The 15,299-nt window shown below is 72.6% G+C and carries 16 protein-coding genes; 6 read left to right on the forward strand and 10 right to left on the reverse strand.

Features of this window, described 5'->3' with window-relative positions:
* Nucleotides 1-86: 86 nt before the first annotated feature.
* Genes AB0L37_RS13560 through AB0L37_RS13580 form a run of 5 tightly spaced genes read left to right on the forward strand, consistent with a single transcriptional unit; the run spans nucleotide 87 to nucleotide 5,806 of the window.
* On the forward strand, nucleotides 87-1,256 hold the full coding sequence (locus AB0L37_RS13560; RefSeq protein WP_365503928.1) for an ADP-ribosylglycohydrolase family protein: 1,170 nt from the start codon (nucleotides 87-89) through the stop codon (nucleotides 1,254-1,256).
* Complete coding sequence (locus tag AB0L37_RS13565; RefSeq protein WP_365503930.1) at nucleotides 1,253-2,401, forward strand: ADP-ribosylglycohydrolase family protein; 1,149 nt, start codon at nucleotides 1,253-1,255, stop codon at nucleotides 2,399-2,401. The genes AB0L37_RS13560 and AB0L37_RS13565 overlap by 4 nt, the downstream gene beginning before the upstream one ends.
* Nucleotides 2,401-3,756: an ADP-ribosylglycohydrolase family protein gene (locus tag AB0L37_RS13570; RefSeq protein ID WP_365503932.1), complete on the forward strand. Its 1,356-nt coding sequence runs from the start codon at nucleotides 2,401-2,403 to the stop codon at nucleotides 3,754-3,756. The genes AB0L37_RS13565 and AB0L37_RS13570 overlap by 1 nt, the downstream gene beginning before the upstream one ends.
* Nucleotides 3,753-4,964 (forward strand): CoA transferase, encoded by a 1,212-nt coding sequence (locus AB0L37_RS13575; RefSeq protein ID WP_365503934.1) that lies wholly within the window; start codon nucleotides 3,753-3,755, stop codon nucleotides 4,962-4,964. Before AB0L37_RS13570 ends, AB0L37_RS13575 begins: the two co-directional genes overlap by 4 nt.
* Nucleotides 4,961-5,806 carry a CoA ester lyase gene (locus AB0L37_RS13580; protein WP_365503936.1) on the forward strand — a complete coding sequence of 282 codons (846 nt, stop codon included), beginning with the start codon at nucleotides 4,961-4,963 and terminating at the stop codon, nucleotides 5,804-5,806. Before AB0L37_RS13575 ends, AB0L37_RS13580 begins: the two co-directional genes overlap by 4 nt.
* A 70-nt stretch (nucleotides 5,807-5,876) precedes the next feature.
* On the opposite strand, the gene lgt is transcribed toward AB0L37_RS13580, so the two are convergent.
* From lgt to AB0L37_RS13625, 9 genes are all read right to left on the reverse strand, one after another.
* Nucleotides 5,877-6,830, reverse strand: a complete 954-nt coding sequence (lgt, locus tag AB0L37_RS13585; RefSeq protein WP_365503938.1) for a prolipoprotein diacylglyceryl transferase — start codon at nucleotides 6,828-6,830, stop codon at nucleotides 5,877-5,879.
* Between the two features lie 82 nt (nucleotides 6,831-6,912).
* Nucleotides 6,913-7,686, reverse strand: a complete 774-nt coding sequence (locus AB0L37_RS13590) for a thioredoxin domain-containing protein (protein WP_365503940.1) — start codon at nucleotides 7,684-7,686, stop codon at nucleotides 6,913-6,915.
* A 79-nt stretch (nucleotides 7,687-7,765) separates the two neighbouring features.
* Complete coding sequence (trpA, locus tag AB0L37_RS13595) at nucleotides 7,766-8,581, reverse strand: tryptophan synthase subunit alpha (protein WP_365503942.1); 816 nt, start codon at nucleotides 8,579-8,581, stop codon at nucleotides 7,766-7,768.
* Nucleotides 8,578-9,864 carry a tryptophan synthase subunit beta gene (trpB, locus tag AB0L37_RS13600; protein ID WP_365503944.1) on the reverse strand — a complete coding sequence of 429 codons (1,287 nt, stop codon included), beginning with the start codon at nucleotides 9,862-9,864 and terminating at the stop codon, nucleotides 8,578-8,580. The genes trpA and trpB overlap by 4 nt, the downstream gene beginning before the upstream one ends.
* 289 nt (nucleotides 9,865-10,153) lie before the next feature.
* On the reverse strand, nucleotides 10,154-10,963 hold the full coding sequence (gene trpC, locus AB0L37_RS13605) for an indole-3-glycerol phosphate synthase TrpC (RefSeq protein ID WP_365503946.1): 810 nt from the start codon (nucleotides 10,961-10,963) through the stop codon (nucleotides 10,154-10,156).
* Nucleotides 10,964-11,106: 143 nt separating this feature from the next.
* Nucleotides 11,107-11,556, reverse strand: coding sequence for a DUF2752 domain-containing protein (locus tag AB0L37_RS13610; RefSeq protein WP_365503947.1), 450 nt, complete (start codon nucleotides 11,554-11,556; stop codon nucleotides 11,107-11,109).
* Between the two features lie 88 nt (nucleotides 11,557-11,644).
* Nucleotides 11,645-11,896 carry an HGxxPAAW family protein gene (locus AB0L37_RS13615; RefSeq protein WP_365503949.1) on the reverse strand — a complete coding sequence of 84 codons (252 nt, stop codon included), beginning with the start codon at nucleotides 11,894-11,896 and terminating at the stop codon, nucleotides 11,645-11,647.
* 108 nt (nucleotides 11,897-12,004) lie between these two features.
* Nucleotides 12,005-12,670, reverse strand: coding sequence for a TIGR02234 family membrane protein (locus AB0L37_RS13620; protein WP_365503951.1), 666 nt, complete (start codon nucleotides 12,668-12,670; stop codon nucleotides 12,005-12,007).
* 49 nt (nucleotides 12,671-12,719) lie between these two features.
* Entirely contained in the window at nucleotides 12,720-14,201 is a 1,482-nt protein-coding gene (locus AB0L37_RS13625; RefSeq protein WP_365503953.1) for an anthranilate synthase component I, read from the reverse strand.
* A gap of 257 nt (nucleotides 14,202-14,458) precedes the next feature.
* Between AB0L37_RS13625 and AB0L37_RS13630 the strand changes: the two genes are divergently transcribed.
* On the forward strand, nucleotides 14,459-14,923 hold the full coding sequence (locus AB0L37_RS13630; protein ID WP_365503955.1) for a hypothetical protein: 465 nt from the start codon (nucleotides 14,459-14,461) through the stop codon (nucleotides 14,921-14,923).
* Here the strand turns inward: AB0L37_RS13630 and hisI are convergent.
* A complete protein-coding gene (gene hisI / locus AB0L37_RS13635) occupies nucleotides 14,904-15,281 on the reverse strand; it encodes a phosphoribosyl-AMP cyclohydrolase (RefSeq protein ID WP_365503957.1) in 378 nt (125 codons plus the stop codon). The two genes, AB0L37_RS13630 and hisI, sit on opposite strands and share 20 nt — an antisense overlap.
* Between the last annotated feature and the right edge of the window lie 18 nt (nucleotides 15,282-15,299).

Genomic DNA, 15,299 nt, shown 5'->3' on the forward strand with positions numbered 1-15,299 from the left:
GAGGAGCGGGGCCCGGGGCGGAGCCCCGCGACCCGCACAAGAGTCCCCGCACCCCCAAGACCCCGCACAACCGAAAGGCCCCGATCATGACCCCAGCGGACGCGCCCCGCATCGAGGGCCTCCTCCTGGGCATCGCCGCAGGCGACGCCGCCGGCTGGCCCTCGGGCCGGCACCGCGCCGCCCGCCTCCCGGACTGGACCCGCCGCCTCACCCGCGAACTCGACACGTTCGCCGAGCAGAACGCGACGACGACCCTCCCGGTCCCGATCGCCCTGAACCAGCCCCCCGAACCCCTCCGCCTCGGCCCGTCCGACGACGCGGAGTGGGCGGCCTTCACCGCCCAGGCCGTCCTCGACGCCTACGCCGCAGGCCTCAGCGACCTCCCGCCCGACCACAGCGTCCGCTCCTCGCTCGCCCTCGCCTGGAACACCCTCGCCGACGAGATCGCGGCAGCGGCGGCACGAGCCGACGAGATCGAATCGGCCAAGATCCCGCTCCGCGCCCGCATCTCGGTCCGGGCGGGCCTCGGCAACCTGGCCGCCGGCCTGCGCCCTCCGGCGACGGGCCACGACAACCCGCACTACTTCGACGACGCGGCCTGTGTCAGAGCCGCCGTCCTCGCCGTCGTCCACCCCGGCGACCCCCGACTGGCCGCAGATCTCGCCGAGTTCGACGCCCGCTACACCCAGGACGGCGACGGCGTACACGGTGCCCGCGCCATGGCGGCAGCGGTGTCGACAGCCCTCACCGGCGCCCCCGTCGACGCCTGCGTGAACGCGGCACTCGCCCAACTCCCCCCGGGCACAGAGATCCACCGCAACGCCCACCGCGCCGTAGACCTCGGCAGAGCGGCGGCAGCCGCCCGCCCGGGCCGCCACGGCAACGCGTTCGCCCTCGTCCCCGTCCTGGAGCACGAGATCGTCGACCACGTCTACAGCTACGGCATCGCGGCGGCGGAGACCGTCCCCGTGGCGCTGGCCGTGGCGACGGCAGCCGCGGGCGACGTCACGGAGGCGGTGCCCACCGCGGCCTGCCTGTCCCGCGTGGCGGACTCGGCGCCCGCCCTCGCCGGAGCGCTGACCGGCGCGATCGGCGGCGCGGACGCGCTCCCCGACACCTGGCGGGACGCCTGCCGCATCCTCGCGGGCTGCGCCCTGCCCCGCCTGGCGGGCACCGACCTGACCGAGATCGCCGCCCGGCTGGCCCTGATCACCTCGAACTCAGACCTCACCACCCTGAAGGGAACGTCGGCATGACCACCGTTTCGTTGGAAGACCGCATCACGGGCACCCTCGTCGGAGCAGCCGTGGGCGACGCGCTCGGCGGCCCGGTCGAGGGCTGGACACCGGAGGCGATCGCAGAACGCCACGGCGGCCGGGTCCAGGGCATCGTCGAGCCCTTCCACAAAGACAACTGGAAGACGGCGCGCCCCATCGCGCCGTACCACAAGGGCGACGGCCACGTCACCGACGACACCCTCATGACACACGCGCTGATCCGCGTGTACGAGAAGGTCCGCGACCACTTGGACGCGTACGCCGTAGCGGACCACCTGGTCCCGGACCTGATCACAACTCCCCGCTGGATCCCGGAACTCGAAGCCGAAGCCCTCCCCCTCCAGCGCATCTTCCTGGCGGAGAAGTGGATCGTGGCACGCATCCACTACGGCCATGTGGACCCCCGGGAAGCAGGCGTGGGCAACATCGTGAACTGCGGCGCGGCGATGTACATGGCCCCGGTCGGCGCGGTCAACGCGGGCAACCCCCTCAAGGCGTACGAGGAGGCCCTGGACATCGCGGGCGCCCACCAGAGCTCGTACGGCCGCGAGGCGGCGGGCGTCTTCGCGGCGGCGGTGGCGGCAGCGCACACACCCGACGCCACCCCCACCACGGTCATCACCGAAGCCCTCGCCCTGGCCAAGGACGGCACGAGGCAGGCCATCGAAGCGGTCTGCGAAACAGCCTCCCGCTACGACGACTTCGAGGAGGCCCTCAAGCCCCTCCGCGAGGCGGTGGCCCCCTTCGACACGGTGGGCGACGAGTACCGCAAGCCGTCCCTGGGCGCCCGCCGCCCGTCGCGGCTGCACGCGATCGAGGAACTCCCGGTGGCGCTCGGCATGTTGCTGGTGGGCGGCGGCGACTTCCGCCGCACGGTCCTCGGCTCGGTGAACTACGGCCGCGACTGCGACTCGATCGCCACGATGAGCGGCGCGATCGTCGGTGCGCTGTACGGGGAGAGCGCGGTGCCCAAGGAGTGGAGCACGGAGATCGCGCGGGCCAGCAAGCTGGACCTGCACGGCCCGGCGGCGTCCCTCGCGCAGGTCACGCGCGAGGTCTACGCCAAGGACCAGGAGCGCCGCCGCGCCCACGAGTCCGCGTTCACGGCGATCGCGGCGCTGTGATGCTCCGCGTCACCTGGGTACAGCCCGAGGACCTGGTCGGCCACGAACTGCGCCAGGCGGCGCAGGACGGGCGCGGCGGGTCCGCGATCCGCGACCGGTGGGTGGCCGCCGGCGGCCACCTGGCCCCGGACCGGGCGGGCGCCTCCCCCGCCGCCCCCGCGCCCGGACTGCGCGACCTCGCGACGCTCCTGCTGGACGAACTGGCCGCTGTGCCCTCGCCGCTGGCGCCGGACGAGCCGACCGGCCTCCCGGCAATCAAGGCGTCCTGCCCGAACTGGCCCGAGCCCCCGGCACACCCGGCCCCGGCCGCCCGCGAAGCCCTCCACGCGGCCTGGCTGGGCCGGGCCGCCGGCTGCCTGCTCGGCAAGCCGGTGGAGAAGCTCCCCCTCAAGGGCATCCGAGCCCTGGCCCGGGCCACCGGCAACTGGCCCCTGACCACCTGGTTCACGGCCCGCGGCCTCGACCCGGACATCGCCGCCGCCCACCCCTGGAACCGTCGCAGCGCCCCCACCTCGCTCGCCGAGAACATCGACGGCATGCCGGAGGACGACGACCTCAACTACCCGCTCCTGGGCCTGCTCCTGCTCCAGCGGCACGGCCCGGACTTCACCACCGAGGACGTGGCGAAGCTGTGGCTGGACGAACTCCCGGCGGGCCGCACGTTCACCGCGGAACGGATCGCGTACCGCAACCTCCTCGACGGCATCGAACCCCCGCTGACCGCCCTGCACCGCAACCCCTTCCGGGAGTGGATCGGCGCGCAGATCCGCGCCGACGTCTTCGGCTGGACCAACCCGCGCGACCCGGCGCGCGCGGCCGAGCAGGCGCACCGGGACGCGGTCCTGACGCACACGGCGAACGGCGTGTACGGGGAGATGTTCATCGCGGCGACCATCGCGGCGGCGGCGTCCGGCACCACGGACATCCACGGGGCGCTGCGCACCGGCCTGACGGTCGTACCCCCGCACTCGCGCTACGCGAAGGCGATCCGCCACGGCATTCAACTGGCCGACACGCACACCGACTTCGACGACGTCGCGGACGCGCTCCACGCCGCCTACGCCGACCATCACTGGGTGCACGTCCTGCCCAACGCGGCGCTCCTCGCCGCCGCCCTCACCCACGCCGACGGCGACTTCACGGCCTCCATCTGCCGTGCGGTGGAGGGCGGTTGGGACACGGACTCCAACGGCGCGACGGCCGGCTCGATCGCGGGCCTGCTGGCAGGAGACCCGAAAGCCCTCGGTGAGGCGTGGACAGCGCCACTGAAGAACCGCCTCGCGACCACGGTGGGCGGCTTCGACGGCATCGGCTTCGACGAACTGGCCGGGCTCACCCTGGAGACAAGCACATGACGCACCCGCACAACACGGCGCCGACAGGCCCGCTGACCGGACTCCGGGTCCTCGACCTGGCCACTCTCTTCGCGGGCCCGCTCTGCGCCACGATGCTCGGCGACTTCGGCGCCGAGGTCATCAAGGTCGAGCACCCGCGCAAGCCGGACCCGTCCCGCGGCCACGGCCCGTCGAAGGACGGCGTCGGTCTGTGGTGGAAGACGCTGGGCCGCAACAAGAAAAACCTCACGCTCGACCTCTCCTCCCCCGGCGGCCGCGAGGTCCTCCTCAAGCTGGCGGCCCAGTCGGACGTGATCATCGAGAACTTCCGCCCGGGCACCCTGGAGAAGTGGCACCTCGGCTGGGAGGAGCTCAGTGCGGCGAACCCCCGCCTGGTCCTGGCCCGCGTCACCGGCTTCGGTCAGTTCGGCCCGTACGCCCGCCGCCCCGGATTCGGCACGCTCGCGGAGGCCATGTCCGGCTTCGCCGCGATCACGGGCCAGCCGGACGGCCCGCCGACGCTGCCCCCGTTCGGCCTGGCCGACTCGATCGCCGCGCTCGCGACCTCGTACGCCGTGATGGCCGCCCTGCGCGGCCGGGACACGACAGGACGCGGCCAGGTCGTCGACATGGCGATCATCGAGCCGATGCTGGCGATCCTCGGCCCGCAGGCCACCTGGTACGACCAGCTCGGCTACGTCCAGCCGCGCACCGGCAACCGCTCGACGAACAACGCGCCCCGCAACACGTACCGCACCGGCGACGGCAAGTGGGTCGCGGTCTCCACGTCGGCCCAGTCGATCGCGGAGCGCGTGATGCGCCTGGTGGGACGGCCCGAGTTCATCGACGAGGACTGGTTCGCGACGGGGGCGGGCCGCGCCGCCCACGCCGACGCGCTCGACGAGGCGGTCGGCGGCTGGATCGCGGCGCACACCCGCGACGAGGTGGTGACGGCCTTCGAGCAGGCGGAGGCCGCGATCGCCCCGGTCTACGACGTCCGCGACGTCCTGCGCGACGAGCAGTACCGGGCCCTCGGCTCCATCACCGAACTCCCCGACCCGGACCTCGGCACGGTCAAGATGCAGAACGTGCTCTTCCGCCTCTCCGAGACCCCCGGCGCGATCAGATGGACGGGCCGCGGGCACGGCGCGGACACCGACGAGCTCCTCGACGGCCTCGGCCTCTCGGAGGCGGAGATCGCCGCGCTGCGGAAGGCTGGTGCGGTATGAGCACCACGCATGCCGTCCACCTCACCTGGCTGTACGTACCGGGAGACCGCCCCGACGTCGTCGCCAAGGCGCTCGGCTCGGGCGCCGACGTGGTCCTCGTCGACCTGGAGGACGCGGTCGCCCCGGACCGCAAGGCGTACGCCCTCGACGCGACCGCCGAGCTGCTCGCCGACCGGCACGAGGTGCCGGTGCACGTCCGCGTGAACGCCCTCGACGGGCCGCTCGCCGAGCACGAGGTGCGCCGCCTCGCCCCGCTGCCGGGCCTGGGCGCGCTGCGCCTGCCGAAGGTGCACGCCACGGCGGACCTGGCCCGGGTCGCCGACTGGGCGGTCGAAGTGCCGCCGCTGTACGCCCTGTTGGAGTCGGCCCTCGGCGTCGAGCAGGCGTACGCCATCGCCTCCCACCCGTCGGTGCACGGCATCGCCCTCGGCGAGGCGGACCTGCGCGCGGATCTCGGCATCTCGGACGCGGCGGGCCTCGCGTGGGTGCGCGGCCGCGCGGTGGTCGCCGCCCGCGCGGCGCACCTTCCACCACCGCCGCAGTCCGTCTACCCGGACATCCGGGACACGGACGGGCTGGCCCGCTCCTGCGCCGAGGGCCGCGCGCTCGGCTTCCTCGGCCGTACGGCGATCCATCCGCGCCAGCTCCCGGTGATCGAGGAGGCGTTCCGCCCGACGGAGGCGGAGGTGACGGCGGCCGAGGAGATCGTCGGGGCGGCGGCCACGGAGGCGGGGGCGCTCGCGCTGGCGGACGGGCGGTTCGTCGACGCGGCGGTGGTGGCTGCGGCGCGCCGCACGCTGCATCTGGCCGGACGGACAGCCCCCAGCCCGTCCGGCGTGTGACGCCGAGCAACGCCAGAGGGCGCCGAACCTTCCCGGTTCGGCGCCCTCGTCGACGTACGGCGAAGAGACCTCAGCCCTTCTTGGCCTCGGCCTCGGCCTCGTCCTTGGCGTCCGCTGTGGCGTCGTCCGTGGCGCCGTCAGCCTTCTCCAGCGTCACGGAGTCGGAGCCACCGTCGTCCTTGGCCGCAGAGCCGGCATCGGCATCGGACGCCCCCGGCTCGACGATCTCCTCGCGCCCCGGCCGCATCTTCGCGGAGAGCACCAGGTAGACCACGGCGAGCACGAAGACGAAGATCGCCGTCCACTGATTGAGCCGCATGCCCAGAATGTGGTGGGCGTCGTCGACCCGCATCCACTCGATCCAGAACCGGCCCGCGCAGTACGAGGCGACGTACAGCGCGAACGCCCGCCCGTGCCCCAGCTTGAACTTCCGGTCGGCCCAGATGACGAGCAGCGCCACGCCGATGCACCACAGCGACTCGTACAGGAAGGTCGGGTGGTAGAGGCCCGGCACCCGCCCGTCCGTGTCCGACGTGATCTTCAGCGCCCACGGCAGATCCGTCTCGCGCCCGTACAGCTCCTGGTTGAACCAGTTGCCCCAGCGGCCGAGCGCCTGCGCGAGGGCGATGCCGGGCGCCAGCGCGTCGGCCCAGGCCGGGAGCGGGATGCCCCGGCGGCGGCAGCCGATCCAGGCGCCGACCGCACCGAGGGCGATCGCGCCCCAGATGCCGAGGCCGCCCTCCCAGATCTTGAAGGCGTCCACCCAGTCACGGCCCTCGCTGAAGTACAGCTCGTAGTCCGTGATCACGTGGTAGAGCCGCCCGCCGACCAGGCCGAACGGCACCGCCCAGACGGCGATGTCGGCGACCGTGCCGGCCCGCCCGCCGCGGGCGATCCAGCGCTTGTTGCCGAGCCAGACGGCCACGAAGACGCCGATGATGATGCAGAACGCGTAGCCGCGCAGCGGGATCGGTCCGAGGTAGAGGACCCCGCGCGACGGGCTGGGGATGTAGGCAAGTTCCATGGCAGGGTCGACGCTACCGTGCCGGGCCGCGGACTCGTCCGGCAGCCCGGCTACGGCTCCATAACAAGGACGACGGCAAGGGCTACTTGGCGGCGTCCTCCACCTGCTGCTTCAGCTTGTCCGGCGTCAGCGAGTTCAGGTCGAGGGTCTTGCCGTTCAGGATCACCGTCGGCGTCGCCGAGATCTTGTCGTCCTGGAACTTCTTGTTGGTCTTCTGCACCCAGCTGTCGTGGGTCCCGTCGTTCACACAGGACGTGAACGTGTCGGTGACCAGGCCGTCGACCTTCCCGGCCAGCTCGATCAGCTTGTCGTTCTTCGCGTACGCGTCATCGGTCTCCTCCGGCTGGTTCTCGTACAGGACGTCGTGGTAGTCGCGGAACTTGCCCGCGTCCTGCGCGCACGCCGCCGCGTTGCCCGCGCGCAGCGAGCCCGTGCCGCCGAGGTTCCCGTCGATGAGCGTGACGAGGTGGTACTGGATCTGCACCTTGCCGGTGTCGGCCATCTCGTGCAGCACCGTGCGGTAGTTGGTCTCGAAGGCCTTGCACGCCGGGCAGCGGAAGTCCTCCCAGATCGTGAGCGTCGACTTGGCGGTGTCCTGGCCCACGGGGATGGCCAGCTTGTCGTCGCCCACCGCCCCCTTCGGCGCGACGGCCGGGCCGGACGACGTGTCGCCGGAACTGTCGTCGCCCGAGTTCGCGGCGGCGACGCCGATCACCGCGGCAAGTCCCAGTACACAGACGACGGCCGCCCCGACGATCAACGTCCGGCGCCGCTTCTCCGCGGCCTTCTGCTTCTCGCGCTCCACGGCCAGCCGTTCGCGGGCCGAGCGCTTTCCCTCACGGTTCTTCTCACTCACATCGGCGCCAACGAACCGGGGAGGCACGAGCGTGCCTCCCCGGTCCGAATCCACCCGTACGGGTTACGCAGCAACGTGACTAAGCGTGACCCCGCACGCCGGCGGCGAGCTCGGCGGCGAGGGCGCGCACCGCCTCGATCCCGGCCTTCTCGTCCGGGGCGTCCAGCATCCGCTTCACGAACGCGGAGCCGACGATGACGCCGTCGGCGAAGCCCGCGACCTCCGTGGCCTGCTCGGCGTTGGAGACGCCGATGCCGACGCAGACCGGCAGGTCGGTGGTGGCCTTCGTGCGGCGCACGAGGTCCTGCGCCTGGGTGCCGACGGACTCGCGGGTGCCGGTGACGCCCATGAGCGAGGCGGCGTAGACGAAGCCCGAACCGGCCGCCGTGATGGTGGCCAGGCGCTCGTCCTTGCTGCTGGGCGCGACGACGAAGACGGTGCCGAGACCGTGCTTGTCCGCGTGCTCGCGCCACTCCGCCGACTCCTGCACGGGCAGGTCGGGCAGGATGCAGCCCGCGCCGCCCGCCTCGGCGAGCTCGGCGGTGAACCGCTCGATGCCGTAGATGTAGATCGGGTTCCAGTACGTCATGACGAGGACCGGCTTGCCGGTGGCCTCGAACGCCTCGCGCACGGTGCGCATGACGTCCTTGATCTTGAGGCCGCCGCGCAGCGCGATGTCGTCGGCGGTCTGGATGACCGGGCCGTCGAGCACCGGGTCGGAGTGCGGGAACCCGACCTCGACGACGTCGGCGCCGCCGTCGAAGACGGCCTTGACCGCCTCGATGCCACCGTCGACGGTGGGGAAGCCCGCGGGCAGGTAGGCGATGAGCGCGGCGCGCCCCTCGGCCTTCGCGCCGGCGAGGGTGTCGTTCAACAGCTGGATGTTGCCGCTCACTTGGCGTCCCCCTCGATCTCGGCCTGCTCGCCCTCGGCGTCCGCGGCGACGGACGCGTCCGTGTCGTAGAGGCCGAAGTAGCGTGCGGCGGTGTCCATGTCCTTGTCGCCGCGGCCCGACAGGTTGACGATGATCAGCCCGTCCTCGCCCAGCTCCTTGCCGACCTCCAGGGCGCCCGCGAGGGCGTGCGCCGACTCGATGGCCGGGATGATGCCCTCCGTACGCGACAGCAGGCGCAGCGCCTGCATGGCCGCGTCGTCGGTGACCGCGCGGTACTCGCCGCGGCCGCTGTCCTTGAGGTAGGCGTGCTCCGGGCCGATGCCCGGGTAGTCCAGACCGGCCGAGATCGAGTACGGCTCGGTGATCTGGCCCTCCTCGTCCTGGAGGACGTAGGAGCGGGAGCCGTGCAGGATGCCCGGGTTGCCGGCGCTCAGCGTCGCCGCGTGCTCGCCGGTCTCGATGCCGTGGCCGGCCGGCTCGCAGCCGATGAGCCGGACGCCGGCGTCGGGGATGAACGCGTGGAACAGGCCGATGGCGTTGGAGCCGCCGCCGACGCAGGCGATCGCGGCGTCGGGCAGCCGGCCCGCGCGCTCCAGGATCTGGCGGCGGGCCTCGACGCCGATGACGCGGTGGAAGTCGCGGACCATCGCCGGGAAGGGGTGCGGGCCCGCGACCGTGCCGAAGAGGTAGTGGGTGCGGTCGACGTTGGCGACCCAGTCGCGGAACGCCTCGTTGATCGCGTCCTTCAGGGTGCGGCTGCCGGACTTCACGGCGATGACCTCGGCGCCGAGCATGCGCATCCGGGCCACGTTCAGGGCCTGGCGCTCGGTGTCGATCTCACCCATGTAGATGGTGCACTCGAGGCCGAACAGCGCGCAGGCGGTGGCCGTCGCGACGCCGTGCTGGCCGGCGCCGGTCTCGGCGATGACGCGGGTCTTGCCCATGCGCTTGGTGAGCAGGGCCTGGCCGAGCACGTTGTTGATCTTGTGCGAGCCGGTGTGGTTCAGGTCCTCGCGCTTGAGGAAGATCCGGGCGCCACCCGCTTCCGCGGCGAAGCGGGGGACCTCGGTGAGGGAGCTGGGGCGGCCGGTGTAGTTGACGAGGAGGTCGTCGAGCTCACGGGCGAACTCCGGGTCGTCCTTGGCCTTCTCGTACTCGACGGCCACCTCGTCCACGGCGGCGACGAGCGCCTCCGGGATGAACTTGCCGCCGAACGCGCCGAAGTAGCCCTCGGCGCTGGGGATCCGACCCTCGGGGTCAGGGATGAAGTACTCGCTGGGCATGCGTAAACCTCACGGTGAGTCTGGTGTGACGTACTAATCGCCGTGGGGGCATGGGTAGTTACTCGGCTGCGGGCTGTTCGTGGTTGCTCGCGCTCACGCGGCGGCAGCCGCAAATCGATAACCGTCCCGCGCCCCTAACGGGGCGCCTGCCATCGCATGCCGTTGATCTGGCCCGGCTCCGAGCCGATGTGGTACCTGACCCTGCGGCCCCGCACGCGCCGCGCCGGAGCCCGGCAGCCGCGGGGGCGGCAGCCGGGGGCGAGGCGGGCGGAGATCGACATGGCTCGGGTCAGCCCCGCCCGTGGCGCAGCGCCGGGTGGGCGCCCGCGGCGACGAGGTCGGCGACCGCGGACTTCGGGTCGCGACCGGTGACGAGGGACTCGCCGACGAGGACCGCGTCGGCGCCGGCGTTGGCGTACGCGATCAGGTCGTGCGGGCCGCGCACACCGGACTCGGCGACCTTGACGATGTGGTCCGGGATGTCCGGGGCGACGCGCTCGAAGGTGCCGCGGTCGACCGTGAGGTCCTTCAGGTTGCGGGTGTTGACACCGATGATCTTGGCTCCGGCGTCCACGGCCCGCTCGACCTCGTCCTCGTCGTGCGCCTCGACGAGCGGCGTGAGACCGATGGACTCGGCCCGCTCGATGAGGGACTCAAGGGCGGGCTGGTCGAGGGCCGCCACGATCAGCAGGGCGAGGTCGGCGCCGTACGCGCGGGCCTCCCACAGCTGGTACGACGTGACGATGAAGTCCTTGCGCAGGACCGGGACGTCGACCTTGGCGCGGACCGCTTCGAGGTCGGCGAGGGACCCGCCGAAGCGTCGCTGCTCGGTCAGTACGGAGATGACGGCGGCGCCGCCCGCCTCGTAGTCGGCGGCCAGGGCGGCCGGGTCGGCGATCATCGCGAGGGCGCCCTTGGAGGGGCTGGACCGCTTGACCTCACAGATGACCTTGACGCCGTCGCCGCGCAGGGCCGCGACACCGTCCTTGGCTGCCGGAGCCTTCGCCGCGCGCTCCTTGAGCTCGTCGAGGCTGACGCGCGCCTGCCGTTCCGCGAGGTCGGCACGGACTCCGTCGATGATCTCGTCGAGCACACTCACGCGAGCGGACTCCTTTCCTGGCGATGCCTGGCGGTTCCTGGCGATCCTGAGCGACCAAGTGGTCACTGTGATGGTATCCGGAGGAGGGCGAAGGCTCCGCATCCGGTTGACGTCGGTCCCACTACCTGGACATTTCTGGTTGATCAAGGGTGCAGGAAGCCACCGAAGGGCAGGTTCCGGACAACGGTGAAGGCGAGCACGACCGCGCCGATCGCCCACAACTGGACTCGGCCGAACGTGATGCCGAGCGGCTTGCCGCGCGCCGCGCGCACGGCCCACACCGTCCACAGCACGGCGAGGACGGCGTAGCCGGCGACGGCCAGGGCGTTGGCGCCGAGCGCCGCCGTCAGGTCGCCGTGCACGAGCGCGTGGGCGCCGCGAAGACCGCCGCAGCCGGGGCAGTAGATCCCGGTGGCCTGGAGGAGCGGGCAAGCCGGGTAGTGGCCGGGCCGGTTCGGGTCGACGGCCCCCACGTACGTGAAGGCCGCGGCGACGCCGCCGAGCACGCCGAGCGGGACGGCGAGCCCGCGCAGCGTCGCGGGGCGGCCGGTGGCGGGGGCGCTCGTCTCGACGGTCACCCGTGAATTCTGCATCGGTGTCCCCGGCCGCGCTTGTCGGGGAACGCGAAGGGGCGGGGCGGCGATCCCTCGCCGCCCCGCCCCTGTCACGTACCGAGAAGGCTCAGGCCTCCGAGCCGGCGGGCTGCGCGGTCGCCGTGGACTTCATCTGCAGCTCGGCGCGCTTCGGCTTGCCGAGGCCGACGGCGCTCATGATGCCGCCGACGATCGCCGCGAGGGCGAGCAGGGCCATGCCCGCCCAGAACCCGGCGACGCTGCCCATCACCATGAAGGCGCCAGCGACACAGAAACCGATGAAGGCGATGATGACACCGGTCCAGGCGGCCGGGGTGTGTCCGTGGCTGCTGTCCGCCATGGCTTACTCCTAGTTGCTTATGGCCTATGCGTACGTGCACGTACGACGTTCATGTCCATTGTCCCGTACTCGCGCGTACGGGAGGAACTCGGGGTTCGTACAAGCCCCTCAGGCCCCGGTCGGGTCCTCGCCGCGGTCGAGGGCCTTCCACAGTTCGTCGGGGCGCTCGGGGTCGACGGCCTTCACCTTGCGGGGGCGGGGGGCGCCGGAGCGCTCGTAGCGGCCGCCCATCGAGGGCCAGGCCGCGCCGTAGATCACGGCGAGGATCCCGGCGAGCAGGATGAGGAGGCCGCCGGCCGCGGCGACGTACGGCCAGGCGGTGTGGCTGATGGTGTCGATGGTCGCGGCGGTGTTGCCCGCGGCCGTGGCCGCCTTCTCGTCGAGCGCGGCGCTGTCGTCGGCACCGAGCACGGCGGCGGCGACGGCGCCCGCGCCGCTGAGCGCGAGCAGCGCGGAGACGAGGATGCGGCCGGCCCTGCGCACCGCGAACACGGCGACCAGGGCGGCGAGTCCGACGACGGCGAGGGCGGCGGGGACGCCGGTGACGTCGCTGCCCTTCGCGTCGAGCGGCAGTTCGCCGCCCGCGACGGAGACGACGCCGGAGCACCACTCCTGCCGGGACGCGAGCAGCGCGACCGCGGCGCCCACGGCCCCCAGGAGCAGGGCTGCGCCGAGGCTGCGCCGGCCGTTCCTCGACGGAGCAGCCGGCTCGGCCGGGTCGGCGGACTCGGCGGCATCGGTACGGGGGTGCGGTACGGCAGTCACGTACTCCACTATCGCCCCTCCGTCCGGGTATGCGTGACCCGGGGGCCGCAAGCGTGCGTCACTTCACATGGAGGTGGCTCGCGGTGTGCACGGCGCGCAGCACCGCGGCGGCCTTGTTGCGGCACTCGGTGTCCTCGGCGACGGGGTCCGAGTCGGCGACGACGCCCGCGCCCGCCTGCACGTAGGCGGTGCCGTCGCGCAGCAGTGCCGTACGGATGGCGATGGCGGTGTCGGAGTCGCCGGCGAAGTCGAGGTAGCCGACGCAGCCGCCGTACAGGCCGCGCCGGGACGGTTCCAGTTCGTCGATGATCTGCATCGCGCGGGGCTTCGGGGCGCCGGAGAGGGTGCCTGCGGGGAAGCAGGCGGTGAGCACGTCGTAGGCGGTGCGGCCCTCGGCGACGCGGCCGGTCACGGTCGAGACGATGTGCATGACGTGCGAGTACTTCTCGACGGACATGAAGTCGACGACCTCGACGGAGCCGGGTTCGCAGACGCGGCCCAGGTCGTTGCGGCCGAGGTCGACGAGCATGAGGTGCTCGGCGCGCTCCTTGGGGTCGGCGAGCAGTTCCTCGGCGAGGGCCTGGTCCTTCTGCGGGGTGGCGCCGCGCGGCCGGGTCCCGGCGATGGGGTGGACCATGGCGCGCCCGTCCTCGACCTTGACGAGGGCCTCCGGCGACGAGCCGACGACGTCGAATCCGTCGAACCGGAAGAGGTACATGTACGGGGACGGGTTGGTGGCGCGCAGCACGCGGTAGACGTCCAACGCGCTTGCGTCGCAAGGGGTTTCGAAGCGCTGCGAGGGGACGACCTGGAAGGCCTCGCCGGCCCTGATCCGCTCCTTGATGTCCTCGACGGCGTCCTGGTACTGCTTGCCGCCCCACAGGGCGGTGAACTCCGGCAGCTGGGAGGGCGGGAGCACGGCGGGCGCGCTCTCGACAGGCTTGCCGAGGTCGGCCTCCATCGCGTCGAGCCGGGCGACGGCGTCCGCGTAGGCCTCGTCGACGCCGGTGTCGAGGTCGTTGTGGTTGATCGCGTTGGCGATGAGCAGGACGGAGCCGTCCCAGTGGTCGAGCACGGCGAGGTCGCTGGTGAGCAGCATGGTCAGCTCGGGCAGCCTCAGGTCGTCGCGCTCGCCGGGCCCGATCTTCTCGAGCCTGCGCACGATGTCGTAGCCGAGGTAGCCGACCATGCCGCCGGTGAACGGCGGCAGGCCCTCGTAGCGGGGGGTGTGCAGCGTCTCGACGGTGGCGCGCAGGGCGGCGAGGGGGTCGCCGTCGACGGGGACGCCGACGGGCGGGGTGCCCAGCCAGTGGGCCTGTCCGTCGCGCTCGGTGAGGGTGCCGGCGGAGCGGACGCCGACGAACGAATAACGGGACCACGAGCGGCCGTTCTCCGCGGACTCCAGGAGGAACGTGCCGGGCCGCTCGGCGGCGAGCTTGCGGTACAGACCGACGGGTGTGTCACCGTCCGCGAGGAGCTTGCGGCTGACGGGGATCACTCGGCGGTCGGTCGCGAGCTTGCGGAAGGTCTCGAGATCCATGGGAGGAGCTTAGAGCCTGTCTTTGAGCCCCCGTCGTCCCCCCGGAGGGCGGGCGCAGCGGCGTTCGGTGCGTGTGCTCGGCGTGCGGCGTCGCAGGTCATGCGGCGGAGCTGCCTGTCCTGCGGCGCCGTGCGGCGAGCGCGCGTACCGCGCGTCGGCGCGCAGGCGGGGGCTCAGAGACAGGCTCTTGAGGCGACCGCGCGGTCGCCCCGCGTGGCTGGTCACCGTACGGACGGCGCACCCCCTAGAACGGAGGCGTGAACGTCAAACGTGCCGCTGTCCTGGCCGCTCTCGCCCCGCTGCTGTCCCTGCTCACCGCCGCCGCCCCCGCGCCTCCGGCGCCGATGTGGCCCGCCCCGACGGACGTCGCGGAGCGGGTGCGCGCGGCCGGGCTCACGATGCTCCCCGCGGAGGGCGTCGTCATGCACATCCACTCCCGGCTCACGGTGTACGCGGGCGGGCAGCGGGTCACCGTCCCGGCCGACCTCGGCATCGACCGCAGCGGGAAGGAGCCGCGCTACAGCCCGCTGCACACCCACGACACCAGCGGCACCGTGCATGTGGAGTCACCGCGGTGGGAGGACTTCACCGTCGGTCAGCTGCTCACGGAGTGGGGCGTGCGGCCGGCGTGCACGGGTGTGGTCGACGGGCGTGCGGTGGCGGGCGATCCGGCCCGGATCGTGTTCCGGGACGGATCGCGGATCACGCTGCGCTGCCGCTGACGGGCAGTTCGTCGGCGTCGAAGCAGGTGCGGTCGCCGGTGTGGCAGGCGGCGCCGACCTGGTCGACCTTGACCAGGACGGTGTCCGCGTCGCAGTCGAGGGCGACGGACTTCACGTGCTGGACGTGCCCCGAGGTGTCGCCCTTGACCCAGTACTCCTGGCGGCTGCGCGACCAGTAGGTGCAGCGGCCCGTGGTGAGGGTGCGGTGCAGCGCCTCGTCGTCCATCCAGCCGAGCATGAGCACCTCGCCGGTGTCGTACTGCTGGGCGACGGCGGGCACCAGGCCGTCGGCGCCGCGCTTGAGGCGGGCGGCGATGGCCGGGTCGAGGTTGCTGCTGGGCACGGGCGAGCTGGTCATACGTGCCATTGTGCCGCG

It is taken from the genome of Streptomyces sp. NPDC052225, from assembly GCF_040679615.1.
Taxonomy (GTDB): Bacteria; Actinomycetota; Actinomycetes; order Streptomycetales; family Streptomycetaceae; genus Streptomyces.